The following is a 22,802-nucleotide window of genomic DNA, read 5'->3' as shown; positions in this document are numbered from 1 at the left end:
ACGAAGGACGAAACATCCTCGCCGAAAACCTCGGAACCTCTCTGCAGATCTACCAAAGCATCGAAAAACAAATGGGACGAGAAAAACTCAATCAACTCCTCGACCTGCTCGAAGAACTACAAGCCGTCAAAGTCTGACCCCGCCTAGTAACGGCGAGGTCAGGGAAGATTTCAAAGGCTCGCCAAACCGGTATCCAGCGCCGACAGGATCTTGGACACATCGTCAGACGTGATGATCAGTGGTGGCGACAGAATAATGTTGTTACCCGACACCCGGACCATGACACCGTCATCATATGCTGCCTTCTGCACCTGCAACGGAAGATGCTTGGCAATCGGTGCTTTGGTGCTGCGATCCGAGACCAGTTCCAGCGCGCACATCAGGCCCTCACCGCCGCGCACGTCGCCGACCACGTCGTACTTGTCGGCCAGCCTTTTCAGACCGGAAAAAAGTTCATCCCCACGAGCGGCGGCGTTCTCCCACACCCGCAGGCGGTTAATTTCCGCAAGTGCTGCCAAGGCTGCTGCCGCTCCGACCGGATGGCCGGAATAGGTGTAGCCCTGATCGACGGACGCTTTGCCAGTGGTGTCGCGTTCGAACACTTCGGCAACTTGACCGGAAATCATCGCAGCGCCGAATGGGAAATACCCGTTCGTAATAGCCTTGGCCGTTGTCATAATGTCCGGCTGCACACCCCAGTGCCGGGCTCCGCTTTCGCTGCCGGTGCGGCCAAAGGCTGTGATAATTTCATCCGAGATCAACAGAACGCCGTGTTTCGAGCAGACCTCGCGCACCAACGGCATGAAGCTCTCGTGCGGTGGAATTACACCACCAGCACCCAAAACAGGTTCCATGATGAACGCTGCAACAGTATTTGCGCCCTGGAACGCAATCTCAGCTTCCAATGCTTTGACGCAAAGCTGTGCCAAACGCTCGGGATCGGTCTCGTCGAAGGGATTGCGATAAGTCCATGGTGCCGGGATGTGGAAACATCCAGGCATCATCGGTTCGTAGGCAGCACGGAACTTCTGATTGCCATTGACCGACGCTGCAGCGAAATGGGTCCCGTGGTACCCCTGTTTCAAGCTTATGAATTTGGTGCGCCCGTCCTCGCCGCGTACCTTGTGGTACTGTCGTGCCAATTTCAGTGCGATTTCAACCGAATCGGAGCCGCCCGAAGTAAAGAACGCGCGGGTCAATCCATCAGGCTCGAAGAACCGGGCCAGCTCGTATGACAATTCGATCGCCTTGTCGTTGCTGGTGCCACGGAAAGTTGAATAATAGGGCAAAGCGTTCAGCTGGTCGGCAATCGCCTGCTTCACTGGCTCGCAGGAATAACCCAGATTGACGTTCCACAACCCTCCCACGGCGTCGATGGCCTTGTGGCCGTCGACATCGACGATGCTTACCCCTTCACCGCCAACCAAAATGGTCGGCGGGTTCTTTTGGCTGTCGGCTGGGTGCGCCATCGGATGCCAAAAATAGCGGGCGTTGTTTTCCTTAAGGAAGTTGGAATCCTTCATTTCAAAATTCTCCGGGAATTTCGTCCGACCGAACACTCGGTCGAAACTCAGTTGGAAAGTTTGCAGGAGCCTGGCCACCAAAGATTGCCGTAAGCTCTTGCGAAACTTGTTTCAGGGTATTCAGTAGGGGCGGCTGCCGGTCGCCTGCGGTTCTGATTTCAGGAACCGCGAATGAAACCGTCCCAAGCGCCAGTTGATCAATTCCGAAAACCGGGGCTGCAAAGCCATGAACACCGGTTTCGAAACTTCCGTTACTATAGGACCAACCGGTTTCCTTTACTTCGACGAGACGTTCTTGAATGAGTTCAAGGTTCGTTAGCGTAGAGGCAGTAATACGGGGCAAGTCGCGATTTTTGAGGCCTTCCAAAAGTGCAGGAGGGCCAAAACAAAGCATGCACAACCCTGAGGCTGTGGCGTTGAGCGGAAGGACTTCCGTGGGGTCTAGGCTAACTCGAACGCTGTGCTGAGTTGTCTCGACCACTAGCGCCGTTTGAAGAACATCATTTTCCAGAAGAGAAAGGTGCAGGCTTTCTCCTGCTTGTTGCATCGCGGCCTGCATTTTTAGGCGCGCTGCTTTGAGGCCGGGATTTGCAATCTCGCGTAACGCGGCAAGACGCAGTGCCGCCGGGCCAATCATAAAGGATTTTGTTCCCTGATTCTGCTCGATCAATCCGAACTCTTCCAGTTCACGCAGATGCCGAAGAACAGTCGCCTTATTGACACCAGATAGCCGAGCCATCTGGGTCAGCCCGATTTCGGGCCGTGCGTTGGAGAATAACTCCAACAATCTCAAAGCATTAAGAGCAGTTCCCATAAGTTACTCCTCCTCCTTAAGAGAATACTTGACACAATGTAATTAACAACGCAACAATAAACATGACTTATCGGTTCATTATTTGAACCTTCAATGGGAGGAGTCTATGAAGAAAATTCTTACCGCTGCCGTAATGGCGGTCTCTGCATCAGCTGCTTTCGCTGAGTATCCAGAGAAACCTGTATCCTTCGTCGTTCCGTGGCCTCCGGGCGATCTGGAGGATGTATTGACACGTCTGATCGCAGATGAATTTCAGGAAATGTACGGCGTACCAGCAGCAGTCGTGAACAAGCCTGGCGGTGGTGGTGGTCCGTTCCCTGGTGCTGTCGAAGTCGCCACTGCTCCGGGTGATGGCTATACGGTCGGCTCTTTTGTAATAGGCGTGCCGGTGATTGGCCCCGAGATTGGCATTCCAGAGCTGAACCCCAACCCATTTGACCCAATTGGCATCTTCCTGACCTATCCGTTCGTGATAGCGTCCAGCAAAGACGCACCCTTCTCATCTTGGGAGGAGTTGGTGGAACATGGCAAAGATAACGATGTTGCACTGGGGCATTTCGGCTCTGTCCTGCCCCCCACCCAGGTGACATTCGCAGCTGCTGTCAGCAGCGGGTTTGATTTCGCCAGTGAAGCCGCATTTGATGCTCTGGACTGCAACACCCTGACTTCAGGCGACGTGGACGTGATCAACACGACACTTCAACTTATACTACCCTGCTTAGATCAGGTGAATGTTCTGGCCAGCATCGGCGGTGAGCGGATTCCCCTGGTCCCTGACACTCCGACTGTTGTCGAGCTAAATCCTGACCTGCCTTTGGCACTATGGAACGGTCTGTTCGTTCACAAAGACACCCCGGCAGAGGCGCGCGAGAAGATCTCGGCAGCCGCTCAAAAGGCTCTGAGCTCCGACAAAGCCAAGCAGCTTGCCGAGGAAACAGGTGCACTGATCTACTGGCAGGACCCGGACGCCTCCAACGCGCAGATTGAAAAAGACAAAGCCTCTTTCGCCAAAATCGAAGAGATTCTGGGCGAATAACTCAAGATTGGCCCGGCAGGATTCAAACTGCCGGGCCTATTTTAATCGGTGGGGAGGTAGAGATGATCGCGAAAACCTTACAGGACATGTTCAAACGATATCGCCGTCCTGGCGATGTAGTTTTTGCGTTCGTGTTCCTTGCGTTTGCTGTCTTTTTGTTAATGCAGCTGGACGAGCAGACACAAATCGTCAAGCGAACCAAGTGGTTTGCGCAACCCAGTCTTTGGCCAATGATAGCCCTCTGGGCCATGGTGATTTTCGGATTTCTGCACTGGCTCAGTTCAGCAATGTCACAGCGGCGTCACGGACGGTGGACCGAAGTGGCATTCTGGTTGAGGTCGTTTGAATATGTTTTCTACTTCCTCGTTTACGTAAAAGCTGTTCCCTTGCTTGGGTATCTTCCCGCGACGGTAATATTTGCCGTGTTTTTGGCAATTCGCACCGGGTTTCGCGATGCTAAGGGTATCGGTTGTGCCGCATTGTTCGGCGTTTGTGTCACGGTCATCTTCAGGGCTTTCTTGCAGGTGAAAATCCCGGCCGGCGCTCTCTATGAGTATTTACCCGACACGGTTCGCGCGTTTGCGCTGACGTATCTTTGAGGTTTCGCTGATGGATGCTCTATTATCAGGTTTTTCGATACTTGCGCAGTGGCCGGTAATCGTTGCGCTTTTGATCGGGTCAATCGGAGGCGTGATTATTGGCGCTCTGCCAGGGGTGGGAGCGCCGGTGGCAATTGCCATTCTGTTACCCGCCACTTTCGCGTTTGAACCCATCGTTGGCCTGACCCTGCTGCTAGGCATCTATGGGTCCTCGATGTATGGCGGTGCAATCCCTGCCGTCCTGATCAATACACCGGGCACTGCAGTCAATGCCTTGACCACCTATGACGGCTATCCAATGACGAAGCGCGGCCAGGGTCATCGGGCGTTGTCACTGGCCTATTCGGCGTCATTTTTTGGAGGCATCTTTTCGATAATTTGCCTTATGCTCTTGTCTCCCGTCCTAGCACTCGTTGCCCCGCATTTTGGCAGCCGTGAGATTTTCCTAGCCGCGTTGCTTGGCATCATATTGGTAATTCTCGCTCATCGCGGCCAGATCTTTGCAGCGGGCATGCTGGCGGCATTTGGTCTGTTCTTGAACACTGTCGGGCTGGAGCCGGTCAAATACACCCGTCGTTTCACGTTCGAGCAAAGCTGGCTGGCTTCTGGGGTAGACCTGATTGTTGTTGTGCTGGGGCTGTTCGCAATCAGTCAGGCATTGCTTCTGTTGCTGGAAAAAAACCATGCACCGGGTGAAGCACATGTTGGCGGAAGCATCTTTGCGGGATTAATAGAGCTGCTTGGCCTCAAGCGTATTGCAACCGTGTCATCCAGCATCGGCGTGTTCATGGGCATGGTGCCGGGCACCGGCGAGTTCACCTCGCAATTCCTGTCATACACATACGCACAAAAAACCTCTAAAAATCCAGAAGCCTTTGGCGATGGTTCGCCCGAAGGGCTGGTGGCTTCTGAATCCGCAAACAATGCTGTTCCCGGAGCGGCGATGATCCCGCTGCTGGCGCTGGGTATTCCTGGCGAGGCACTGACGGCAATGATGTTGTCAGTCTTTTACGTGCACAATGTGATACCCGGGCCGCAGCTGTTCGAAAACCAGATGGATTTCGTCATGGCCCTCTATATGGCGTTGATCCTGCTGAACGTGATCGTTCTGGTGTTTTTGCTGTTCTCGACCAACTTGCTGCTCAAGATCATTCAGATTCCAACTCGTTTTCTGGGCATCATGATCCTGATCCTGGCGTTTGTCGGCGTATACAGCCTGCGCAACTCGATCACCGACTGTGCATTGGCCGCGGCATTTGGAGTGTTCGGTCTGATCCTCAAACGGCTGGACTTGCCGATCGTTCCGATCATCCTCGGCATGGTTTTGGGCGGCATTATGGAGGTCAAGCTCCGCAGCGCCATGGCTCGGGTTAATTCACCGCTGGATTTTGTTGATAGACCGATTGCCGCCATCTTGTTCGGTATGATTGTTCTGATCCTCATTCTGCACTTTCGGGCTCTGTACTTCGAGTTCAGAAATAAGCTGCGACCAGAACCAAACGCCGAACCCGTCGATGCAGATCACCCAAATCAACAAGGTTGAGAATATCCATGGATCAGTCCCTAATCGACGCGCTGCGAATGCAGCAAGTCGCCCCGCGCGGCCACTTCATTAACGGCAATTTCACTGACGGTGAAACGGGTGTGCAGGTTGAAGTGTTGTCCCCCATCGATGGCCAACCTCTGACTAGGATCGCCGATGGCAGCGTGGCGGACATTGAAGCTGCCGTCCTGGCCGCTCGGGTTGCTTTCGAGGACGGGCGATGGTCCGGAATGGCACCGTCAGGGCGCAAGAAAGTGTTGCTGAAGCTGGCGGATCTGATCGAAGAGCGTGCGCTGGAAATCTCTGTTCTGGGAGTGCGCGACAACGGCACCGAGATCAGCATGGCCTATAAAGCCGAGGCGCTTTCGGCGGCGGCGACATTTCGGTACTATGCCGAAGCAATCGACAAGATTTATGGCCAGATCGCGCCAACCAGTCACGATATTCTTGGCCTGGTACACCATGCTTCGGTCGGCGTGGTGGGTGCAATCGTACCGTGGAATTTTCCGCTGATGATCGGCAGCTGGAAAATTGCTCCGGCCCTTGCGGCAGGCAATTCCGTAGTATTGAAACCCGCAGAAAGCGCTTCGCTCAGCCTTTTGAAGATTGCTGAACTGGCTGCTGAAGCCGGGGTTCCGGATGGCGTGTTCAACGTCGTGACAGGGCGCGGCTCGGTTGTGGGCGAGGCACTGGCACTGTCGATGGATGTAGACATTATGGTGTTCACTGGGTCAGGTGCGACGGGTCGTCGGTTGCTGGAGTATTCAGCTCGTTCCAATCTGAAGCGCTGCTACCTTGAGTTGGGCGGTAAGTCAGCCAACATCGTCTTCAACGACGCCCCGGATCTGGCCGAGGCCGCCAAAGTGTCCGCAGCGGGAATCTTCCGCAACTCCGGTCAAGTCTGCGTTGCTGGCTCTCGCCTTCTTGTTCAGGAAGATATCTACCAGGATTTCGTGGCCGAAGTCTCGCGCCATGCTGAAAACTTTCGCGTCGGCGATCCGCTGGACCTGAACAGCCAGATTGGTGCCGTTCACAGCCTGCCGGAACTTGAGGCCAATCTGGATTTTGTTGCCAAAGCCGAGGCGGAAGGGGCAGAGCGGCGCACCGGTGGTAATCGCATCCTGATGGAGAGTGGCGGCTATTATATGTCTCCGACCGTAATGGCCGGGGTAAAAGAGACGGACCACTTGTTTCAGAACGAAGTCTTTGGCCCCGTTTTGGCGGTGACCCCCTTCAAAAACGAAGAAGACGCGATCCGGTTGGCGAACGCCACCGTGTATGGCCTGGCTGGCGGTGTCTGGACATCTAACCTTGGCCGCGCCCACCGTATGGTGGCTGGTATCCGCACAGGCGTCGTGCATGTGAACACCTATGGCGGTGCTGATCTGACCGTACCGCTTGGAGGAGTGCGCCAGTCCGGCAATGGGCACGACAAGTCTTTGCACGCGCTTGAGAAATACTTCGACCTGAAAACGGCCTGGATCAAGCTCTGAATGGCGGCGGAACGAAGGAGGAGCTTATGACTATGAAAACGATCCTGCTGATCGGCACCTATGACACGAAAGAAGCCGAGATGCGTTTCATTGAAAACGCAATTCACGCACAGGGCGCTGATGTACTGACAATGGATGTCTCAGTGCTGGGTGATCCCAAGACGCCAACCGACATCTCCAAGCACGACGTCGCTTCTGCCGGTGGCATGACCATTGATGAAGTCATCGCACAGGGGGATGAAAATAAAGCTTTTCGGGTAATGTCCGCGGGTGCCGCAAAAGTGGTTGCCCAGGCCTATGCCGATGGCCGCTTTGACGGGATGCTGGCCACCGGCGGTACCATGGGCACCGATCTGGCACTGGACTGTGCACAAGCGCTGCCGATGGGTGTGCCAAAATACATTGTGTCTACGGTCAGCTTTTCTCCTCTGATCCCTCCGCATCGTCTGGCGCCGGATATTCAGATGATCCTGTGGGCCGGCGGGCTCTATGGTATGAATTCGATTTGCCAGTCTTCACTCAGCCAGGCAGCCGGGGCAGTTGTTGGCGCGACCAAGGCCGCTATTGCACCGGACCGCAGCAAGCCATTGATTGGAATGACCAGTCTTGGCTCGTCTTGTCTGCGCTACATGAAGACGTTGAAACCGGCGTTGGAGGAACGCGGTTTTGAGGTGGCGGTTTTCCACTCTACCGGCATGGGTGGCATGGCATTTGAAAAGCTGGCCGGCGAGGGCGCATTTGCCTGCGTGATGGATTTCTGCATGCAAGAATTCGGAAATTTTATGGCGGGCTCTGTCGTGTCCAGCGGCGAGGAGCGTGTAACCAGTGCAGGTCGCGAAGGCACACCGCAGATGATCGCGCCCGGAGCGTTGGACCTGTTGGATTTCGCGGGCTGGCAGGACATCCCCGACCAATATTCTGATCGTCCGTTTCACGTGCATAACCGACTGATCAAGAGTTCCGTCTTCAATGGGGATGAACGCCGCGCTTGGATCCGTGAACTGGCCAACCGAATGGAGGCCGCAACGGGACCTGTCCACTTTTTCCTGCCTGTTCAGGGGGTTGAAGCATGGGACAAAGAAGGCGAGGCGGCGCATGACCCTGATGCACTGGCAGATATGGTGGATGAGGCACGCATGGTTATACCGGGTCGTGTGCCGATGACGGAACTTGACGCTCATATCAACGACCACACGTTCAGCGAAGCGGTCCTCGTGCAATTTGATGCCTGGGTCGAGCAGGGTGTGATCAGCAAAAATCGCTGACCTTCGTCATTCCAACAAATGCATTTAACCTTCGGACGCCGTGGCGCCGCCTCGAGGGGTACCTGCGAAAATTGCACGCCATAACAGGAAAAAAATCAGCTTATTGCCGACGAGACAAAGCTGCTTGGACCCAATGTATCATCCCTCTAAGGCGACCCGGTCCATTTTGTTAGGGGTGAAGGAGTATCCTGCCAGGTATCGCGACACTGGGGAAACCAAAGACGAATGGCCATCCGGTGGGTAGTGTTGTTACACGAGCAGAATTCCTTGTTACTTTTCTTAAGTGCTATCGCTATTTCAATACGTTTGATGGCAACCCCGTTTCCTGTGCTGCAGCGATGGCGGTATTGGAAGAGATCAAAGACAGCAATTGCTGGAGAGCGCGAAAAATGTGGGATTGCATGCTCGCAAATGAATGGAAGCGCTGGCTCAGAAACGTGCCGTTATTGGAAACGCACGCGGATTCAGTCTGATCTTCGGTGCAGAAATTGCTTTAGACCGCGACGGCAAGGAACAAGGATATCGGCTTTCGCATATCTGGACGAGTAATACGAGAAAAGCGATCATTCTGATGAACACGTGTCCGGTTTGATTGGACCAGACAGTGACTATCGGAGCAAAAAGCTCGAGTTGATCGTGTCACTATGAACTGTTGGGTCACTATCTATGGGCTACGGTACAAAAACCGGTAACGTCCCTAGTACCTTTACACCCGCGCACCACCAAAAGGACACGCGTAAGCAGAATAGCAAAGCCAAATTGATATGCCGGGTGTGATCCAGAAAAAACAGAGCGTCACATACATCCTTCCGACACTTCACTCCTCGGTAAGGTGTTTCCTGACAGTTGGATCAATCTTGGTACTATGGGTTGAGTAGATACCACAGGCGGCAATGGCCTCACGCGCGGTTACCCGCTCGTGCAGGCGCTTCCAGATTGTTTTGGCGGCGTAGGGATGCGGGTAAGGGCGCCAAGCAACACCCATCGTCATTCCCCGCAGATACTTTAGTTGCTGGCGGTGCGCTGAATATAAGATGGTATTGGCAACGCTGCCTTCGCGCATCAACTCATGTTCGGTTATAAATATCCTGTTTCCCCGCATTGTCACCAAACCAACGTAACGGGAAATCTGGTGCATGCTTTTGTCTTGTGATGTGGCAATTTCGCGGGACCGGATTGTGAAAAGCCCATCAACTTCCTGAATACGGATTAACGAACAAAATATCTTCCCTTCCCAGGAAGGCGTGCAGAAAAACGAGTGATAGAAACCAACATAGCGCCTGAGGTTTTTGTGTTGGCCCCGAAAAGGATCCAGAAACGCGTCTGCGGGCGTTTTTCCGGTTGGTGGTAAGACGTCCTTTAGCATTTGCTCAAAGCGAGCAGTTTCAGCGAACAGTTCGGCTTCTGTCAGGCCGAAATGGCGCGCGATCCGACGCATGTTGTGGGCCGAAGGCAGGCTGGAGCCATTCAGATACCGATTGAATTGCTGCCGGTTGACGCCAATATCCCGACAAATCTTTGAAATATTGCCGTGTTCTGCGCATAGCGACTTCAGGTTGGCAGAAAAATACTGGGACATGGAAAAACCTTTCGCTATTTGACGCTATTTCGCTGCAAATAGCATCACTTCGCATAAGATTGCACAATTTGTTTTTTCTGCAAATTGTTTTCTTCTTCGGCATCAGCTCGCAAAAACAAGCTCTCGGATGCCAGTTAAAACCGTCGAAAACACATGGATCACACTCTCCGACGGGCGGAGGCTTGCTGCTCGACTCTGGTTACCCGAAACCGGTCCAGCTCCGGCCATTCTGGAATACCTGCCTTACCGCAAACGCGACGGCACAGCGCCCAGAGATGAAACAACACATAAGGTATTTGCCGAGGCTGACTATGCCTGCGTTCGGGTCGATATAGCGGGTACGGGCGACAGCGAAGGGCAATTCGACGATGAATACTCGGAACAGGAACTGAGTGATGGTGAAGAAGTCATCGCATGGATCGCAGCGCAGGATTGGTGCGACGGTCACGTTGGGATGATCGGAATATCTTGGGGTGGGTTTAATGGTTTGCAACTGGCTTTCCGGCAACCGCCTGCGTTGAAGGCTGTCGTCAGCGTCGCCTCGACCGTGGATCGCTATGCAGATGACATCCATTTCATGGGTGGTTGCCTGCTGAGCGACAACATGAACTGGGGTAGTCAGATGTTCGCTTATCTGACCAGACCCGCAGATCCGGCCTTACGCGCAGACTGGCGAGAGGACTGGCTGACGCGGCTGCAAAACGTTCCATTTTCAGCCGCCGATTGGCTGCGTCATCAGACACGGGACACATACTGGAAGCACGGCTCGGTTTGCGAAGATTGGTCTGCCATCCAAACCCCGGTTTTGGCCATAACCGGCTGGGCAGATGCGTATGTAAATGCCCCGCCTGCTTTGGCAGCCAACCTGACATCGCCCACCAAGGCCGTCATCGGGCCATGGGAGCATCGATACGCGCATATCTCGAAAATTGATCCTGCGGATTTCCATTCCGAAGTCATCGGCTGGTTTGATCGCTGGTTGAAAGAACAGGAAAACGGCGCAGAAGATTTGCCTGCGTACCGGACATACATGCAGGAGCATTTCAACCCGACACCGAAAAACAGCCCTCGGCAAGGTCGCTGGATAGCTGAAGGTCGCTGGCCATCGCCGCACATACATGAACAGATCTGGCATCTGGCACCGGGCGAGTTTTCCCCTACCCCAGCCCAAGGTTCCGCAGCCATTTCGTCGCCCTGCCATTTGGGCATGCAAAGCGGGTATTTTTGTGCAGGTATGCGGATCGATAACGAGCTGCCCGACGACCAGGCAAGCGACGATGCATTGTCGCTGTGCTTTGACAGCGCGCCATTGCGTGCGCCGCTGGAATTGTTGGGGCGCGCAAGACTGAAGTTTCGGTTTTCAGTAGACAAGCCTGTCGCTCAGATTATTGCGCGCCTATGCGATGTATCACCCGAGGGTATTTCACAGCGCATCAGCTACCGGTCGTTGAACTTATGCCATTTCCGCGATCACGAGACACCTGAATTCTTACAACCCGGCGAGGAATATGAGGCCGAGGTTGCCCTAAACGAATGTGCGCATCGACTGCGTGAGGGTCATGTGTTGCGGCTGGCCCTGTCGACGTCCTACTGGCCAATCATCTGGCCATCGCCAAACCAGGCACAGGTGACATTGCATTTGCAGGACTGCGCCCTGCATTTGCCGGTGCGCGAAGTATCGCGTGAAATCCAAGCTTCCGAACCCGGTCCGGCGCCGAAGTTTCCGGTTCTTGCAGCCGATCAATTGCGGACACCTGCGTCGCATTCCGAACGTAAAGAAACAGAAGACGGCCGGATCGTGCTTGAGACGTTTGACGACTATGGTAAATCGCGCGATCCCTATCACGGCCTGATTGTCGGCAGTGATGTGCGCATGCATTACGGCATTAACCCGGATGACCCGGCCACTGCCCGGTTTGAGACGGCCTGGAATTTCACATTCGAACGGGCGGAGTGGCAGGTCGCCATCTCGACCGAGTGCCGCATGAGTTGCGACACGCAGAATTTCTACCTCTACCGCAAACTTCGCGCCACCGAAGGTGCCGATGAAACCGAAGTCCTGACAAAGGAATGGTCGGAAACCATTCCACGCGGATTTCTCTGACTTAATCCTAGGGAGGATACTATGAAGATAGAATGGACAAAGGCCAATGTTGGTCGTCGCGGGTTCCTGAAAGGCGCAACCGCGCTTGGAGCGACCACGGCGCTTCCGATGGGGTGGGCAAATCGCGTATTTGCAGCAGACGACGGTGTTCTGCGGGTACGGGCCTACGGCGATGCACAGAATATGGATCCGGCCCACTCGGTTGGTGTCGTGGAAGAAGAGGTACATGCCTCGATCTACAACAAGCTGATCCAGTATAAGCCAGGCGAGGAATGGGGCTGGCAGCTCGACGCGGCAACGATGATCGAGCAGGTTGACCCCACCCATATCAAGTTTGCATTGCGTGACGATATCGGCTTCACCAACGGCTTTGGCGCCATGACCGCCGAGGACGTCAAGTTCAGCATGGAACGGATCGTGGATGACGCGACCGACAGCCCAAACAAACCCGACCTGGGACCGTTCAGCCATGTTGAAGTGACCGGTGAACGCGAAGGGACGATTGTGTTGAACAAACCCTTCGCACCGATTTGGTCAATTGCCCTGCCTTACATCACCGGAAACATTGTTTCGAAAGCAGCGGTCGAAGCAGCCGGTGGCCGGATCGGTGCTGATCCGGTGGCGGAGTCCGGCCCATATCTGCGGGACAGCTGGTCGCCCAAGGAAAAAACGGTTCTTAAGCGCAACCCCGACTGGAAGGGCGATGCTCCGACATGGGACACAATCGAGATCTATCCGATCGACGACGAAAACACCGCCGAGATCGCGTTTGAAGCGGGCGAACTGGACGTAACTCGCGTGTCGCTGGGTTCAGTCGAACGTTATCGCGCTGGTGTTCCCAATGGAGGATCGCTGGTTGAGAAACCCTCGCTTTACTATGTCTGGATGGGAATGAATGTTGAACATCCAAAGCTGCAAAATCAGAAGCTGCGACAGGCGATTCAACATGCCATAGATGTCCCCAGCATTCTGGAGGCTGCCTATTTTGGTGCAGCCGAACCGGCAACCGGGATCATTGCTCCGGGTTTGGCTGGGCATCGGCCGTCTTCGCTGGTGCCACCTGAGGCAAATTTCGAAAAAGCGGCGCAACTGCTTGCGGAATCGGGTGAAACCAACGTCACTCTGACCCTCGACACGCTAAACAAGACAACGTTCACGACAACTGCACAGATCATTCAGGCGACGCTGGCGCAAATCGGTATCACAGTTGAGGTGAATGTTCTGGAATCCGGTGCGTTCTGGGCGTCTGGCGACAACGAAAACCTGCAACTTGTTCTGAACCGCTATTCGATGACGCCGGACCCGTATTATGCGACGTCGTGGTTTACGCCCGAGCAAATTGGCAAGTGGAATTGGGAACGCTTTAACAGCGCAGAGTTCAACGAAATCCACGAAGCTGCGGCTGGGGAAACAGATATCGCAAAGCGGGCTGAAATGTACCAGCGTGCGCAGGACTTGATGGAAGAAAGCGGTGCCTATCGCTTCATCACACACGAGGCAACACCGGTCATTCACAGCGCAGGTGTCATTCCTGCATTGCGCCCGGATGGGCTGTCGCTGCTGCGTTACTTTGGCAAGTCGACCTGACCTCCCCAGGTCGACAGGGAGCGGCGGGCGCTGACACTCGCCGCTCCATAACCAACGCCATCCAGCCACAAGGAGCCAGTTGGCCATGCTGAACTTCGCAACCCGTCGCTTCGGGCTGTCGCTGCTCATCCTTTTCGTGGCGGTCACCGTCATGTTCCTGATGATCCGCGCTGTACCAGGCGATCCGGTCCAGATCATGCTGGGTCCGCGCGCCACACCCGAGCTTCAGGCCCAACTCACCGCCGCACTTGGTCTTGATCAACCGATCTGGAAACAGCTGCTGATCTTTTACTCGAACCTTTTGCAGGGTGACCTTGGCACCGATGTCTTCTCGGGTCGGTCTGTGACTGAGATTGTGTTTCAGCAATTGCCGTTCACTCTGGAGCTGATTTTTGCATCAATCCTGTGGTCCGCAAGTCTTGGTATCGCACTTGGCGCTTATGCGGCTGCGCATCCAAACACGATGATCGACCGGATCGCCGCCGCAATTTCCGTCAGTTTTGTTGCCGCTCCGGCCTTTGTTGTTGCGCTTTTGGCTTTGTTGGTTTTCGCCGTTAATTTGCAGTGGTTTCCCGCCATTGGGGCAGGAGAGGGGTTCTGGGACCGCCTTGACCATCTGGTTTTGCCTGCATTCGCCATAGGGCTCAGCTGGGTAGGATATATCGCACGGCTGGTACGGGCGTCGATGCTCGAGGTCATGGGTGAAAGCCATGTGCGTACCGCCCGGGCCTTTGGTATCGCGGAACGTCGCGTGGTCATGGTTTACGCATTGCGTATCGCAATTCTACCCGTGGTCACCGTGATCGGGGTCGGGATGGGCTTTCTGCTCAGCTCAGCCGTTTTTGCCGAAATCGTTTTTGCCCGACCAGGCTTGGGTAAGCTGGTCATCGACAGCATCACGACCCGAAACTATCCGATTGTGATGGGTTCGGTCCTTGTATCAACGGCACTGTTCGTTGTGTCGACCGCCTTGGCCGATCTGATCAACGCGCTACTCGATCCACGCGCACGCACGGCTCATTAAGGAGGCGGAGTGATGGTAAAATCTCGTTCCGAACTTGGCCAGATCATAGTCGGGGTTGCCCGCGACCCGCTTGGGTTAATGGGTTTGATAATCGTTGGGACCATCGTGTTCTGCGCGATATTTGCTGCCTGGATTGTGCCTTACGATCCCATTGCCATGGATATCAAATCCCGCCTGCAAGGGCCGTCCGCGGCGCATCTGTTGGGCACGGATCAGCTGGGTCGCGATACGTTTTCGCGGGTGATTGCTGGGGGGCAGGTTGCGCTTAAAGTGGCGCTGCCAGCTGTTTTCGGCGCGATGGCGATTGGCCTGACTTTGGGCATGATAGCCGGGTACGGGCCGAAATGGCTCGACAACCTGCTGATGCTGTTTTTCGATACCATCCGGTCCTTTCCGACGGTGATGTTTGCACTGGCTGTTGTGGCCCTTGTCGGGCCCAGCTTGCAGACAGTTGTATTCGTGGTCATGGCGACCTCGATCCCGACATATGGGCGCGTGGCGCGAACCCAGACCCTGACGCTTCGCAATTCCGAATTCATTCTGGCAGAGCGATCAATGGGGGCCAGCATGACGCGTATTCTGGGTGTGCACATGCTACCCAATATCATCGGGGTTCTGGCTGTCTTGGCAGCCATGGATATACCCACCGTCATCGCGCTGGAGGCCGGGCTGTCATTTTTGGGGTTGGGTGTGAAACCCCCGACACCCAGTTGGGGAGCCTTGCTCAAGGATGGCTATTCCCTGATCCGCCAAACACCGTGGCTGGTGGTGGGCGGGGGCCTGCCGATCATTCTGGCAACACTTGGATTCACTTTCCTGGGCGAAAGCCTACGTGATGTGGTCGACCCGAAATTGAGGAAACAGCGATGACCGATACACTGCTGGAAATCGACCGCCTGAGTGTTGACTACGAAACGGGCCGTGGCGACCTTAAGGCCCTGAGGAACATCACATTCAACGTCAACAAGGGTGAAATTGTTGGTATTGTCGGGGAATCCGGATGCGGCAAATCCACCCTGATCTCATCCATCCTGCGCCTGACCGCCCCCAATACGCGGTTCCGTCAAGGTGAGGTTCGTTTCAAAGGGCAGGACCTGTTGAAGGCTTCCGAGCGTCAGATGCGCGACCTGCGCGGTGCAGACATATCCATTGTCTTCCAGGATCCGATGCAAACGCACAATCCGGTTCTGACCATCGGGCAGCAGATGCTGGACATTCAGCATCGCTCAAAGCAGTCAAAGGCGGATAAATTGACCCACGCAGCCAAGATGCTGGGTGCTGTCGGCATCCCCGATCCCGAAGCGCGCCTGAAGCAGTATCCGCATGAGTTCTCAGGTGGGATGCGCCAGCGGATCGCCATAGCAATGGCGTTGATGTCCGAGCCGGACCTCTTGATCGCGGATGAGCCAACCACTGCATTGGACGCCACTCTTGAGGTACAGATCATCGAGCGCCTACAAGAATTACAGCGCGAGTTTCATTGTGCCATTCTGTTTATTTCGCACCATCTGGGCGTGATCGCGGAACTCTGCGACCGGGTGGTGGTGATGTATGCAGGAGCCGTTGTCGAAAGCGGCGATGTGCGTGAGATTTTCCACAACCCTAAACACCCCTATACACGTCGTCTGATCGAATGTGATCCCGGCCACATCAAAGAACGCGCCCGCGTTTTGCCCACCATCCCCGGTGAAGTGCCTGATCTGGCCAACCTGCCCGGGGGGTGCATCTTTCGGGACCGTTGCGATCAGGCCATGGCGCGCTGCGCGACCGATGTGCCGCCACTGGATCAACTGAAAGAAGGCCACCACGCCGCATGCTGGCTGAACCACGAGGAGGTCGCAACATGAGCTTGCTGAATGTCGTGGATCTTAAAACCAGTTATGGACCGGTCAATGTTCTGGCGGGTGTCAGCTTTACCGTAGAACCTGGCGAAACTTACGCTCTGGTTGGTGAAAGCGGATCGGGTAAGACGACGGTAATCCGCGCGATTGCGGGTCTTGCGCCTGCACAGGACGGTTCGGTTACATTCGAAGGTCGGGAAATTCGGGGCGCGCCGGAAAGCGTCATGCGTCCGCTGCGTAAAGACATGGCGATGATGTTTCAGGACCCGGTCGGTAGCCTGTCGCCCCGCCTGACAATCCGCAGCCTGATCACCGAACCCTATCGCATTCAGGGTATGAAAGATCGCGATCTGGATGCCGAGGCCAAGCGCCTATTGGAAATGGTGAACCTGCCCGCGCATTTTGCCGATCGCTATCCCTATCAGCTGTCAGGAGGTCAGGCCCGGCGCGTGGGCGTCGCGCGCGCCCTGGCGCTGGAACCCAAGCTGATCCTTGCGGACGAGCCGACTGCCGGTCTTGATGTCTCGGTCCAGGGTGAGTTGCTGAACCTGCTCAACGATCTGCGCGAAAGGCTGGGGCTGGCGATGGTCATCATCACGCACAACCTCAGCGTCGTGCGTCACGTGGCCGACAGAATGGGCATCATGTATCTGGGCCGTTTGGTCGAGGAGGGCACAACCGAAACGATCTTCAACGACCCGCGCCATCCCTACACCCGCTGCCTTCTGAGCGCCAACCCCGAGCCGGACCCGGATGCGCGACTGGAACGGATCGCCCTCAAAGGAGAGCCTCCCAGCCTGCTCAGGCGGCCATCTGGCTGTGAGTTTCGCGAGCGTTGCCCCTTTGCCAGAGACATTTGCACCCAAACCCCGGAATGGGAAGTAAAGGTCGGCCATGGGCTGCGTTGTCTGGCCCCGCTGTCGTAACTAGGAAATCCAATGCCAAGCACACTCTACTTCAACGGCACCATCCTGACTATGGATGCGCAGAACTCTTCACCAGAGGCGGTGCTGACTGACGGCAACAGAATTCAGGCAGTGGGGGCCGAGGCTGAGTTGCGCGCCCGCATGCCTTCGGATGCGCACGAGCAAGATCTGAAGGGTCGTACCCTGATGCCCGCCTTTATCGACCCACACGGGCACTTTCCCGATCCCGGCTTTGTCAAGCTGTTCCGTGTCGATCTGTCTTCGCCGCCTTTAGGGGATTGCAGAGACATGTCACAGGCGTTGGACAGGCTTCACGAAAAGGCGAGTGCAACACCCGAGGGTGAATGGGTCATGGGGGTGTCCTTTGACAATACGTCCATTCTGGAAGGTCGAATGCCCACACGGGCCGAACTGGACGGCGTGTCACAACGCCATCCAATCTGGGTCATTCACGCGTCGGGTCATAATGGCGTGGCAAATTCTCTCGCGCTGGAAAGACGCGGGATAACCCGTGAAACTCCTGATCCAGAGGGGGGCCGTTATGGCCGCGATCCGGAAACCGGAGCGCTGACCGGATTGATGGAAGGGCTGTCGGCCATGGGTGAAATGGGGGATACTGATTTCCTGATTGACCGCGACCGGTTTTGGCGGGGTTTTGACGCCTGCCGCAGCGAATACCTGGCCCATGGTGTGACCTATGCCCAAAATGCCTGGGCATCGCAGCCCATGCTGGACCATTTCGCCAGCCTGCCTGCGGATCAGGATCCGGGAATTGACATCGAGCTTTTGCCCGTCGGAGATCTGGAGCCAGAGTTATCTTCGCGTTGGATTGGAACGAGCTGGCCGGGCAACCCGCATTTTTCGCTGGGTCCGCGCAAACTGTTTACAGACGGGGCCTTTCAGTTACAGACCGCGTATTTGTCCGCTCCATACTTCAAACCTGCCAGCCCTGATAATCCTTGTGGAATGACCTATACCTCGCAAGAGCAGTTGGTTGCGGATGTAGAAAAGCTCCACAGTCAGGGCTTGCAGATTCACTGCCACTGCAATGGCGATGCCGGTGCCGAGATGTTCATAGATGCGGTGGAAAAGGCGCTTGTTGCACACCCGCGCGAGGATCATCGACACACCATTATCCATGGCCAGGTTCTGAGGGATGACCAATTGGAGCGTATGGCCCGGCTTGGTCTGACCGTCAGCTTCTTTCCCGCCCATGTCTTCTTTTGGGGGGATCGTCATTACGATACATTCCTGGGGCCCGAGCGAGCCGAACGGATATCGCCAGCGGCGTCAGCCGAACGGTATGGCGTGCGATACACGATCCACAACGACGCCTCGGTCACACCGACGCGTCCAATCCATCTTGCCCATTGCGCGGTGAACCGAAAATCCGCTTCTGGCCGTGTGCTTGGCGAGGATCAGAAGATCAGCGTTATTTCAGCCCTGCGGGCCCAAACCATCGAAGCCGCTTGGCAGGTGTTCAAGGAAGATCAACGCGGATCCATAGAACCGGGTAAAATTGCAGATTTTGTTGTTCTTTCGCGCAATCCACTGCACGACCCGGACCGCCTGTCAGACACTGTCGTGCTTGAAACCATTCGCTATGGCGAAAGGGTTTTTTCCGCTGTGTGTACTGAACAAGAGTTTGAGCACGCATAATGGCGACCAAGCGTATTGTGATCGCGGGGTTTCAACATGAAACCAACTGTTTCGGTGTAACGAAAGCTGGGATGCCTGAGTTTGAGATGGCGGATTCCTGGCCGGGAATGCTGCATGGTTCACAGGTTGTTCTGGAAACCGAGGGCATGAACCTTCCGATCGCGGGTTTCACCGCCGCGGCACAGGCAGCGGGATTTGATGTCATTCCCGTTTTGTGGTGCTCTGCCGAACCGTCCGCCCATGTCACCGATCATGCATTCGAAACGATCTGCGGGATGCTGTTGGACGGAATATGGGGCGCAGGCCAGATTGATGGTGTCTATCTTGATCTGCACGGAGCTATGGTCTCCGAAAGCCTTGCTGACGGTGAAGGAGAGCTTTTGCGTCGCGTTCGTGAAACTGTGGGTCCAGACGTTCCAGTGGTCGCAAGTTTGGACCTTCATGCCAACATTTCCACCGAAATGGTCAAACACTCAGATTACCTGTCGATTTTTCGCACTTACCCACATTTGGATATGGCGGAAACGGGTGCACGATGCGTTCCAGTCTTGCGTCGCCTGCTGGCGGGTGAAACCCTATACAAAACGTTCCAACCGGTGCCTTACCTGATCCCCCTGCATGCGCAACACACGGGTTCTGCGCCGATCAGTGATATCTATCAATTGCCTGTCAGGTTTGAACAGCAAGGCATTCTGGCAGAGATCGCTCTTGGTTTTACGGCGGCGGATTTTCCTGACACCGGACCATCCTGCCTTGCTTATGCCTTGACTGCTGAAAAAGCGGCTGCCGCTGCCAAAGAGATTGTCAGCATGTTCCTGTCCCGTGAGGCCAATCTTGAATGTAAGATGTTGTCTTTGGAAGAGGCCGTTTCCACATGTCGTCAAAGGCGCGAAAAACCCATCGTTCTAGCCGATGTTCAGGACAATCCGGGCGCAGGCGGAACGTCAGATACAACGGGGCTGCTGACCGCTTTGATTGAGGGCGGGGTAAAAAACGTTCTGATGGGTCTGTTCCATGATCCGGAAAGTGCCATTCAGGCCCGTGCGGCAGGGGAGGGCGCACGGATCATTTTGGCTATCGGCGCAAAGTCGAACCTGGCCGGACATGTTCCATTCAGGGCAGAGTTTGAAGTGCTTTCCTTAAGTGATGGCACATGCCGCTATACCGGTGAAATGTATGGCGGCGGAACAGCTACACTTGGCAAGACAGCTGCGCTTCGCTTGGTTGGACACGACGCCGAGATCGACCTTGTCGTCACAAGCATACGAAACCAATGCCTGGATCGCGCACATTTCACACATATCGGGTTAAACCCTCTGAGTTATTCGGTGATCTGCGTCAAAAGCACAGCGCATTTCCGGGCGGATTTCGAACCAATTGCAAGCCATGTAAATGCGGTCGCTGCGCCTGGGGTTTTCCTCTGCGACCTTGGAAAGGTCCCTTATACTAGTGTCAACAGAAGGTTGGCCAACTGTCGCCATACCTCCTTTGACGTGACGTGAAACGAAAGTTTGTTGACGTGCGATACGCCCCAATGGATTCAAATATCTCGACCCCGAAGGGTCAGCCTTGAGCCGTCCACATAAACCTGACCCCAATTGGATCTTGAATACGATTCCCTGAGGCCAGTCGGCCAAAATGCATCTTCATACACCAGTTGACCCGCGTCTCTCTCAGAGCTTGTTACAACGCAAAGGCAACTTGCACATCACTGAATCGTTTCTTCGGCATAGATACACTTCTCTCGCACCAGAAATGTATCCGAGGCAATCGCAGCGCGATCAGCATCTCCTACAGAGCGGGGTCAACATTACCAAAAGAAGCTGTCATCCTCCAGCAAGGATGCAATTGTCAGGTTGGCATCCTCTTCTGACACATTGTCTGTGGCTTCTTGCCACACAGCTTCCAGGATGGTTGTCGAAGGCCCGTAAATGTTGTTTTTCACGCAAGAGACAACCAATCCATAGATATCTTCCTCATTCTGGAAGGTGGGCAAGTCTGGCACGAATTCCAGATAGTCGACATCTTCGTCCCATTCGGAGGCACCGGACTCCTCGGCCACCGTCACGGTATTGTTTTCCGGTGCCAACAAAGCGCTCAGTTTTGGTTGAGCAGGACCGATGGTCCCATTTCCATCAATATCGTGACTGTAGAAGGTTTCGACATCCACAACATTGGCGATGCTAACACCGCCTTGGTATTGCCCCGAAGCATCCGTGGTCCATTCAGCATATGACCCGTTCGCATTTTGCCACAGCACCTTGTAGCCACCGCCCGAGGCTTCGGCCTGAAGCGCCTGCCAGCCCGCTAGCGAGTTCTGCCCAATAGACTGGCCACCATAAATCAAAGCAATGTTCGAACTTCCACCATCCAGCACATAAAGCCCTTGGCTGGCATGTTGTAACGTCGTTCCCTGTGTATCAATATCTGAAAGCTGCATTGCAGACTTGATATTCGACCGGGTATACTGCTGTAACCCGTCAAGAAACTGGACCAACTCTACGTCGTCTGCAATGGTGAAAGTTGTGCGCGTGACGACGTCCAAAAACTCGTACAAAACGCCGTTTTCAAAGAATAAATAGTTACTTATCGCGCTGACAAATCTGACAGTGTCTGTGCCGGTTCCACCTGTAAACGTGCCTGCGTTGCTCTGCACAACAGCCAGATCATTGCCCTGGTCCCCAAAGACCTGGTCAGCGCCGGTACCTTGGGCCACAAAAATGATATCGTTGCCTTGGCCGCCATAGATGGTGTTGTTATTGCTTCCGTTGGACAGCGAGTGAATGGTGTCGTTTCCGTCGTTCCCGCGCAAGACGTTCTGAGCGGTATTGCCGACAATAGTATCAGCACCCGATCCGCCAGACGCGTTTTCAATCACAACGCCATGCGCGATTGTGAAACCACCTTTTATTCCAGCCGCATGCGAAATCAGCCCACCTCCGGTGACGGAATAGTCCAATGTGGCGGCCCGGAGATCTATGTGTGCGTTCGAACTGCCAACATGTTGTATTGTGTCAATCCCGCCAGTATCCCAAATGGCCTGATACCCAGTTCCTGCGACGTTTGCAGAGGGAAGTGTGTAGGTATTGCCCCCGGAATTATATGAAGTATTCGCCCCATACATGGCCTGCAACGCGGCAATATCCAAAGCCCCAAGCCCCGTTGAACCACCGTACGTTGCGTTAAAGTGTAGCCCCCCGTTTTGTGAAGTCCATCCATCGTTATACGACATCACAGTGTAGACACCCTGATTGAGGCCCGCCGCCCCAAACGAGTCGAATGGCGACGTTACACCGCTCAACACGGTTGTACCCAATCCGGTGTCATGAGGATGCCCCAACCCAAGGGCGTGACCTAATTCATGGACCAAAGTAGTAAAGAAAAACCCGCCCGGATCACCGTTTCCGTTGAAAGAAGCAGTCCAGTATGACGTGTTGAACGCTCCATAGGATGTCCCGCTCGATGGCGAATAGTGAAATCCGAGAGTTCGCGGGTTTTCAAAGAATGAAGAAGGCGCGAGAACCTCAACCAAGTCAGCGGAACCGGAGGTGACTTCGACAAAAGTAATGTTTGCAACGGCTTCTATTGCGGCCAGCGCCGCACGGAACTCCGCCTTATACTCTGATGACCAAGCCTGCGTGTCAGAGAAGTGCCCGAAACTGTAGGAAATCACCGTCGTGGTCGACGGATTCCCGTCACCATATGCATAGGTGCCCTGGATAGAGCTGAGCGGAGAACTTACGGACGGTCTGGGGATTGTTGTAACGGTGGCCATTATTCTGTCTTAGAAATTAGGTGTTATTGATTGC

At 54.9% G+C, this 22,802-nt stretch carries 19 protein-coding genes; 15 read left to right on the top strand and 4 right to left on the bottom strand.

Annotated elements, in window-relative coordinates; genetic code table 11:
- Positions 1-170 precede the first annotated feature (170 nt).
- Both ACR0CE_RS16375 and ACR0CE_RS16370 read right to left on the bottom strand, forming a co-directional pair.
- A complete protein-coding gene (locus ACR0CE_RS16375) occupies positions 171-1,523 on the bottom strand; it encodes an aminotransferase class III-fold pyridoxal phosphate-dependent enzyme (RefSeq protein ID WP_480833198.1) in 1,353 nt (450 codons plus the stop codon).
- Position 1,524: 1 nt separating this feature from the next.
- On the bottom strand, positions 1,525-2,337 hold the full coding sequence (locus ACR0CE_RS16370; RefSeq protein ID WP_480484910.1) for an IclR family transcriptional regulator: 813 nt from the start codon (positions 2,335-2,337) through the stop codon (positions 1,525-1,527).
- 106 nt (positions 2,338-2,443) lie between these two features.
- On the opposite strand from ACR0CE_RS16370, the gene ACR0CE_RS16365 reads away from it, so the two are divergent.
- The 7 genes from ACR0CE_RS16365 to ACR0CE_RS16335 all read left to right on the top strand — a co-directional run bounded on the left by ACR0CE_RS16365 (position 2,444) and on the right by ACR0CE_RS16335 (position 8,865).
- Positions 2,444-3,373: a tripartite tricarboxylate transporter substrate binding protein gene (locus ACR0CE_RS16365; protein WP_480484909.1), complete on the top strand. Its 930-nt coding sequence runs from the start codon at positions 2,444-2,446 to the stop codon at positions 3,371-3,373.
- Between the two features lie 62 nt (positions 3,374-3,435).
- Complete coding sequence (locus tag ACR0CE_RS16360) at positions 3,436-3,972, top strand: tripartite tricarboxylate transporter TctB family protein (protein WP_480484908.1); 537 nt, start codon at positions 3,436-3,438, stop codon at positions 3,970-3,972.
- A 10-nt stretch (positions 3,973-3,982) separates the two neighbouring features.
- Positions 3,983-5,515, top strand: coding sequence for a tripartite tricarboxylate transporter permease (locus ACR0CE_RS16355; RefSeq protein ID WP_480489336.1), 1,533 nt, complete (start codon positions 3,983-3,985; stop codon positions 5,513-5,515).
- 8 nt (positions 5,516-5,523) lie between these two features.
- Entirely contained in the window at positions 5,524-7,008 is a 1,485-nt protein-coding gene (locus ACR0CE_RS16350) for an aldehyde dehydrogenase (protein ID WP_480833197.1), read from the top strand.
- A gap of 26 nt (positions 7,009-7,034) precedes the next feature.
- Positions 7,035-8,273: a Tm-1-like ATP-binding domain-containing protein gene (locus ACR0CE_RS16345; RefSeq protein WP_480833196.1), complete on the top strand. Its 1,239-nt coding sequence runs from the start codon at positions 7,035-7,037 to the stop codon at positions 8,271-8,273.
- A gap of 236 nt (positions 8,274-8,509) precedes the next feature.
- Complete coding sequence (locus ACR0CE_RS16340) at positions 8,510-8,746, top strand: hypothetical protein (RefSeq protein ID WP_480833195.1); 237 nt, start codon at positions 8,510-8,512, stop codon at positions 8,744-8,746.
- Positions 8,689-8,865 (top strand): hypothetical protein, encoded by a 177-nt coding sequence (locus ACR0CE_RS16335; RefSeq protein ID WP_480492834.1) that lies wholly within the window; start codon positions 8,689-8,691, stop codon positions 8,863-8,865. Before ACR0CE_RS16340 ends, ACR0CE_RS16335 begins: the two co-directional genes overlap by 58 nt.
- 225 nt (positions 8,866-9,090) lie before the next feature.
- Here ACR0CE_RS16335 and ACR0CE_RS16330 read toward each other — a convergent pair whose 3' ends face one another.
- A complete protein-coding gene (locus ACR0CE_RS16330; RefSeq protein ID WP_480833194.1) occupies positions 9,091-9,852 on the bottom strand; it encodes a helix-turn-helix transcriptional regulator in 762 nt (253 codons plus the stop codon).
- 127 nt (positions 9,853-9,979) lie between these two features.
- On the opposite strand from ACR0CE_RS16330, the gene ACR0CE_RS16325 reads away from it, so the two are divergent.
- From ACR0CE_RS16325 to ACR0CE_RS16290, 8 genes are all read left to right on the top strand, one after another.
- Entirely contained in the window at positions 9,980-11,956 is a 1,977-nt protein-coding gene (locus ACR0CE_RS16325; RefSeq protein ID WP_480833193.1) for a CocE/NonD family hydrolase, read from the top strand.
- A 21-nt stretch (positions 11,957-11,977) separates the two neighbouring features.
- Positions 11,978-13,543 carry an ABC transporter substrate-binding protein gene (locus ACR0CE_RS16320; protein WP_480484902.1) on the top strand — a complete coding sequence of 522 codons (1,566 nt, stop codon included), beginning with the start codon at positions 11,978-11,980 and terminating at the stop codon, positions 13,541-13,543.
- 85 nt (positions 13,544-13,628) lie between these two features.
- The gene (locus ACR0CE_RS16315) at positions 13,629-14,567 is read left to right on the top strand and encodes an ABC transporter permease (RefSeq protein ID WP_480484901.1); all 939 of its coding nucleotides are present in this window, start codon (positions 13,629-13,631) and stop codon (positions 14,565-14,567) included.
- A 12-nt stretch (positions 14,568-14,579) separates the two neighbouring features.
- Entirely contained in the window at positions 14,580-15,437 is an 858-nt protein-coding gene (locus ACR0CE_RS16310) for an ABC transporter permease (protein WP_480484900.1), read from the top strand.
- On the top strand, positions 15,434-16,414 hold the full coding sequence (locus ACR0CE_RS16305; RefSeq protein ID WP_480484899.1) for an ABC transporter ATP-binding protein: 981 nt from the start codon (positions 15,434-15,436) through the stop codon (positions 16,412-16,414). The genes ACR0CE_RS16310 and ACR0CE_RS16305 overlap by 4 nt, the downstream gene beginning before the upstream one ends.
- Complete coding sequence (locus ACR0CE_RS16300; RefSeq protein WP_480833192.1) at positions 16,411-17,334, top strand: oligopeptide/dipeptide ABC transporter ATP-binding protein; 924 nt, start codon at positions 16,411-16,413, stop codon at positions 17,332-17,334. The genes ACR0CE_RS16305 and ACR0CE_RS16300 overlap by 4 nt, the downstream gene beginning before the upstream one ends.
- Positions 17,335-17,346: 12 nt before the next feature.
- Positions 17,347-18,993, top strand: coding sequence for an amidohydrolase (locus tag ACR0CE_RS16295; RefSeq protein ID WP_480833191.1), 1,647 nt, complete (start codon positions 17,347-17,349; stop codon positions 18,991-18,993).
- Entirely contained in the window at positions 18,993-20,495 is a 1,503-nt protein-coding gene (locus ACR0CE_RS16290) for a M81 family metallopeptidase (RefSeq protein ID WP_480833190.1), read from the top strand. Before ACR0CE_RS16295 ends, ACR0CE_RS16290 begins: the two co-directional genes overlap by 1 nt.
- 308 nt (positions 20,496-20,803) lie before the next feature.
- Here the strand turns inward: ACR0CE_RS16290 and ACR0CE_RS16285 are convergent, their stop codons facing one another.
- Positions 20,804-22,768 (bottom strand): M10 family metallopeptidase C-terminal domain-containing protein, encoded by a 1,965-nt coding sequence (locus ACR0CE_RS16285; protein WP_480833189.1) that lies wholly within the window; start codon positions 22,766-22,768, stop codon positions 20,804-20,806.
- Positions 22,769-22,802: the final 34 nt, after the last annotated feature.

The sequence above is a fragment of the Ruegeria sp. L11 genome, from assembly GCF_056531755.1.
The sequence above is the reverse complement of the archived record's forward strand: the minus strand, read 5'-3'. Positions and strand labels throughout refer to the sequence as shown.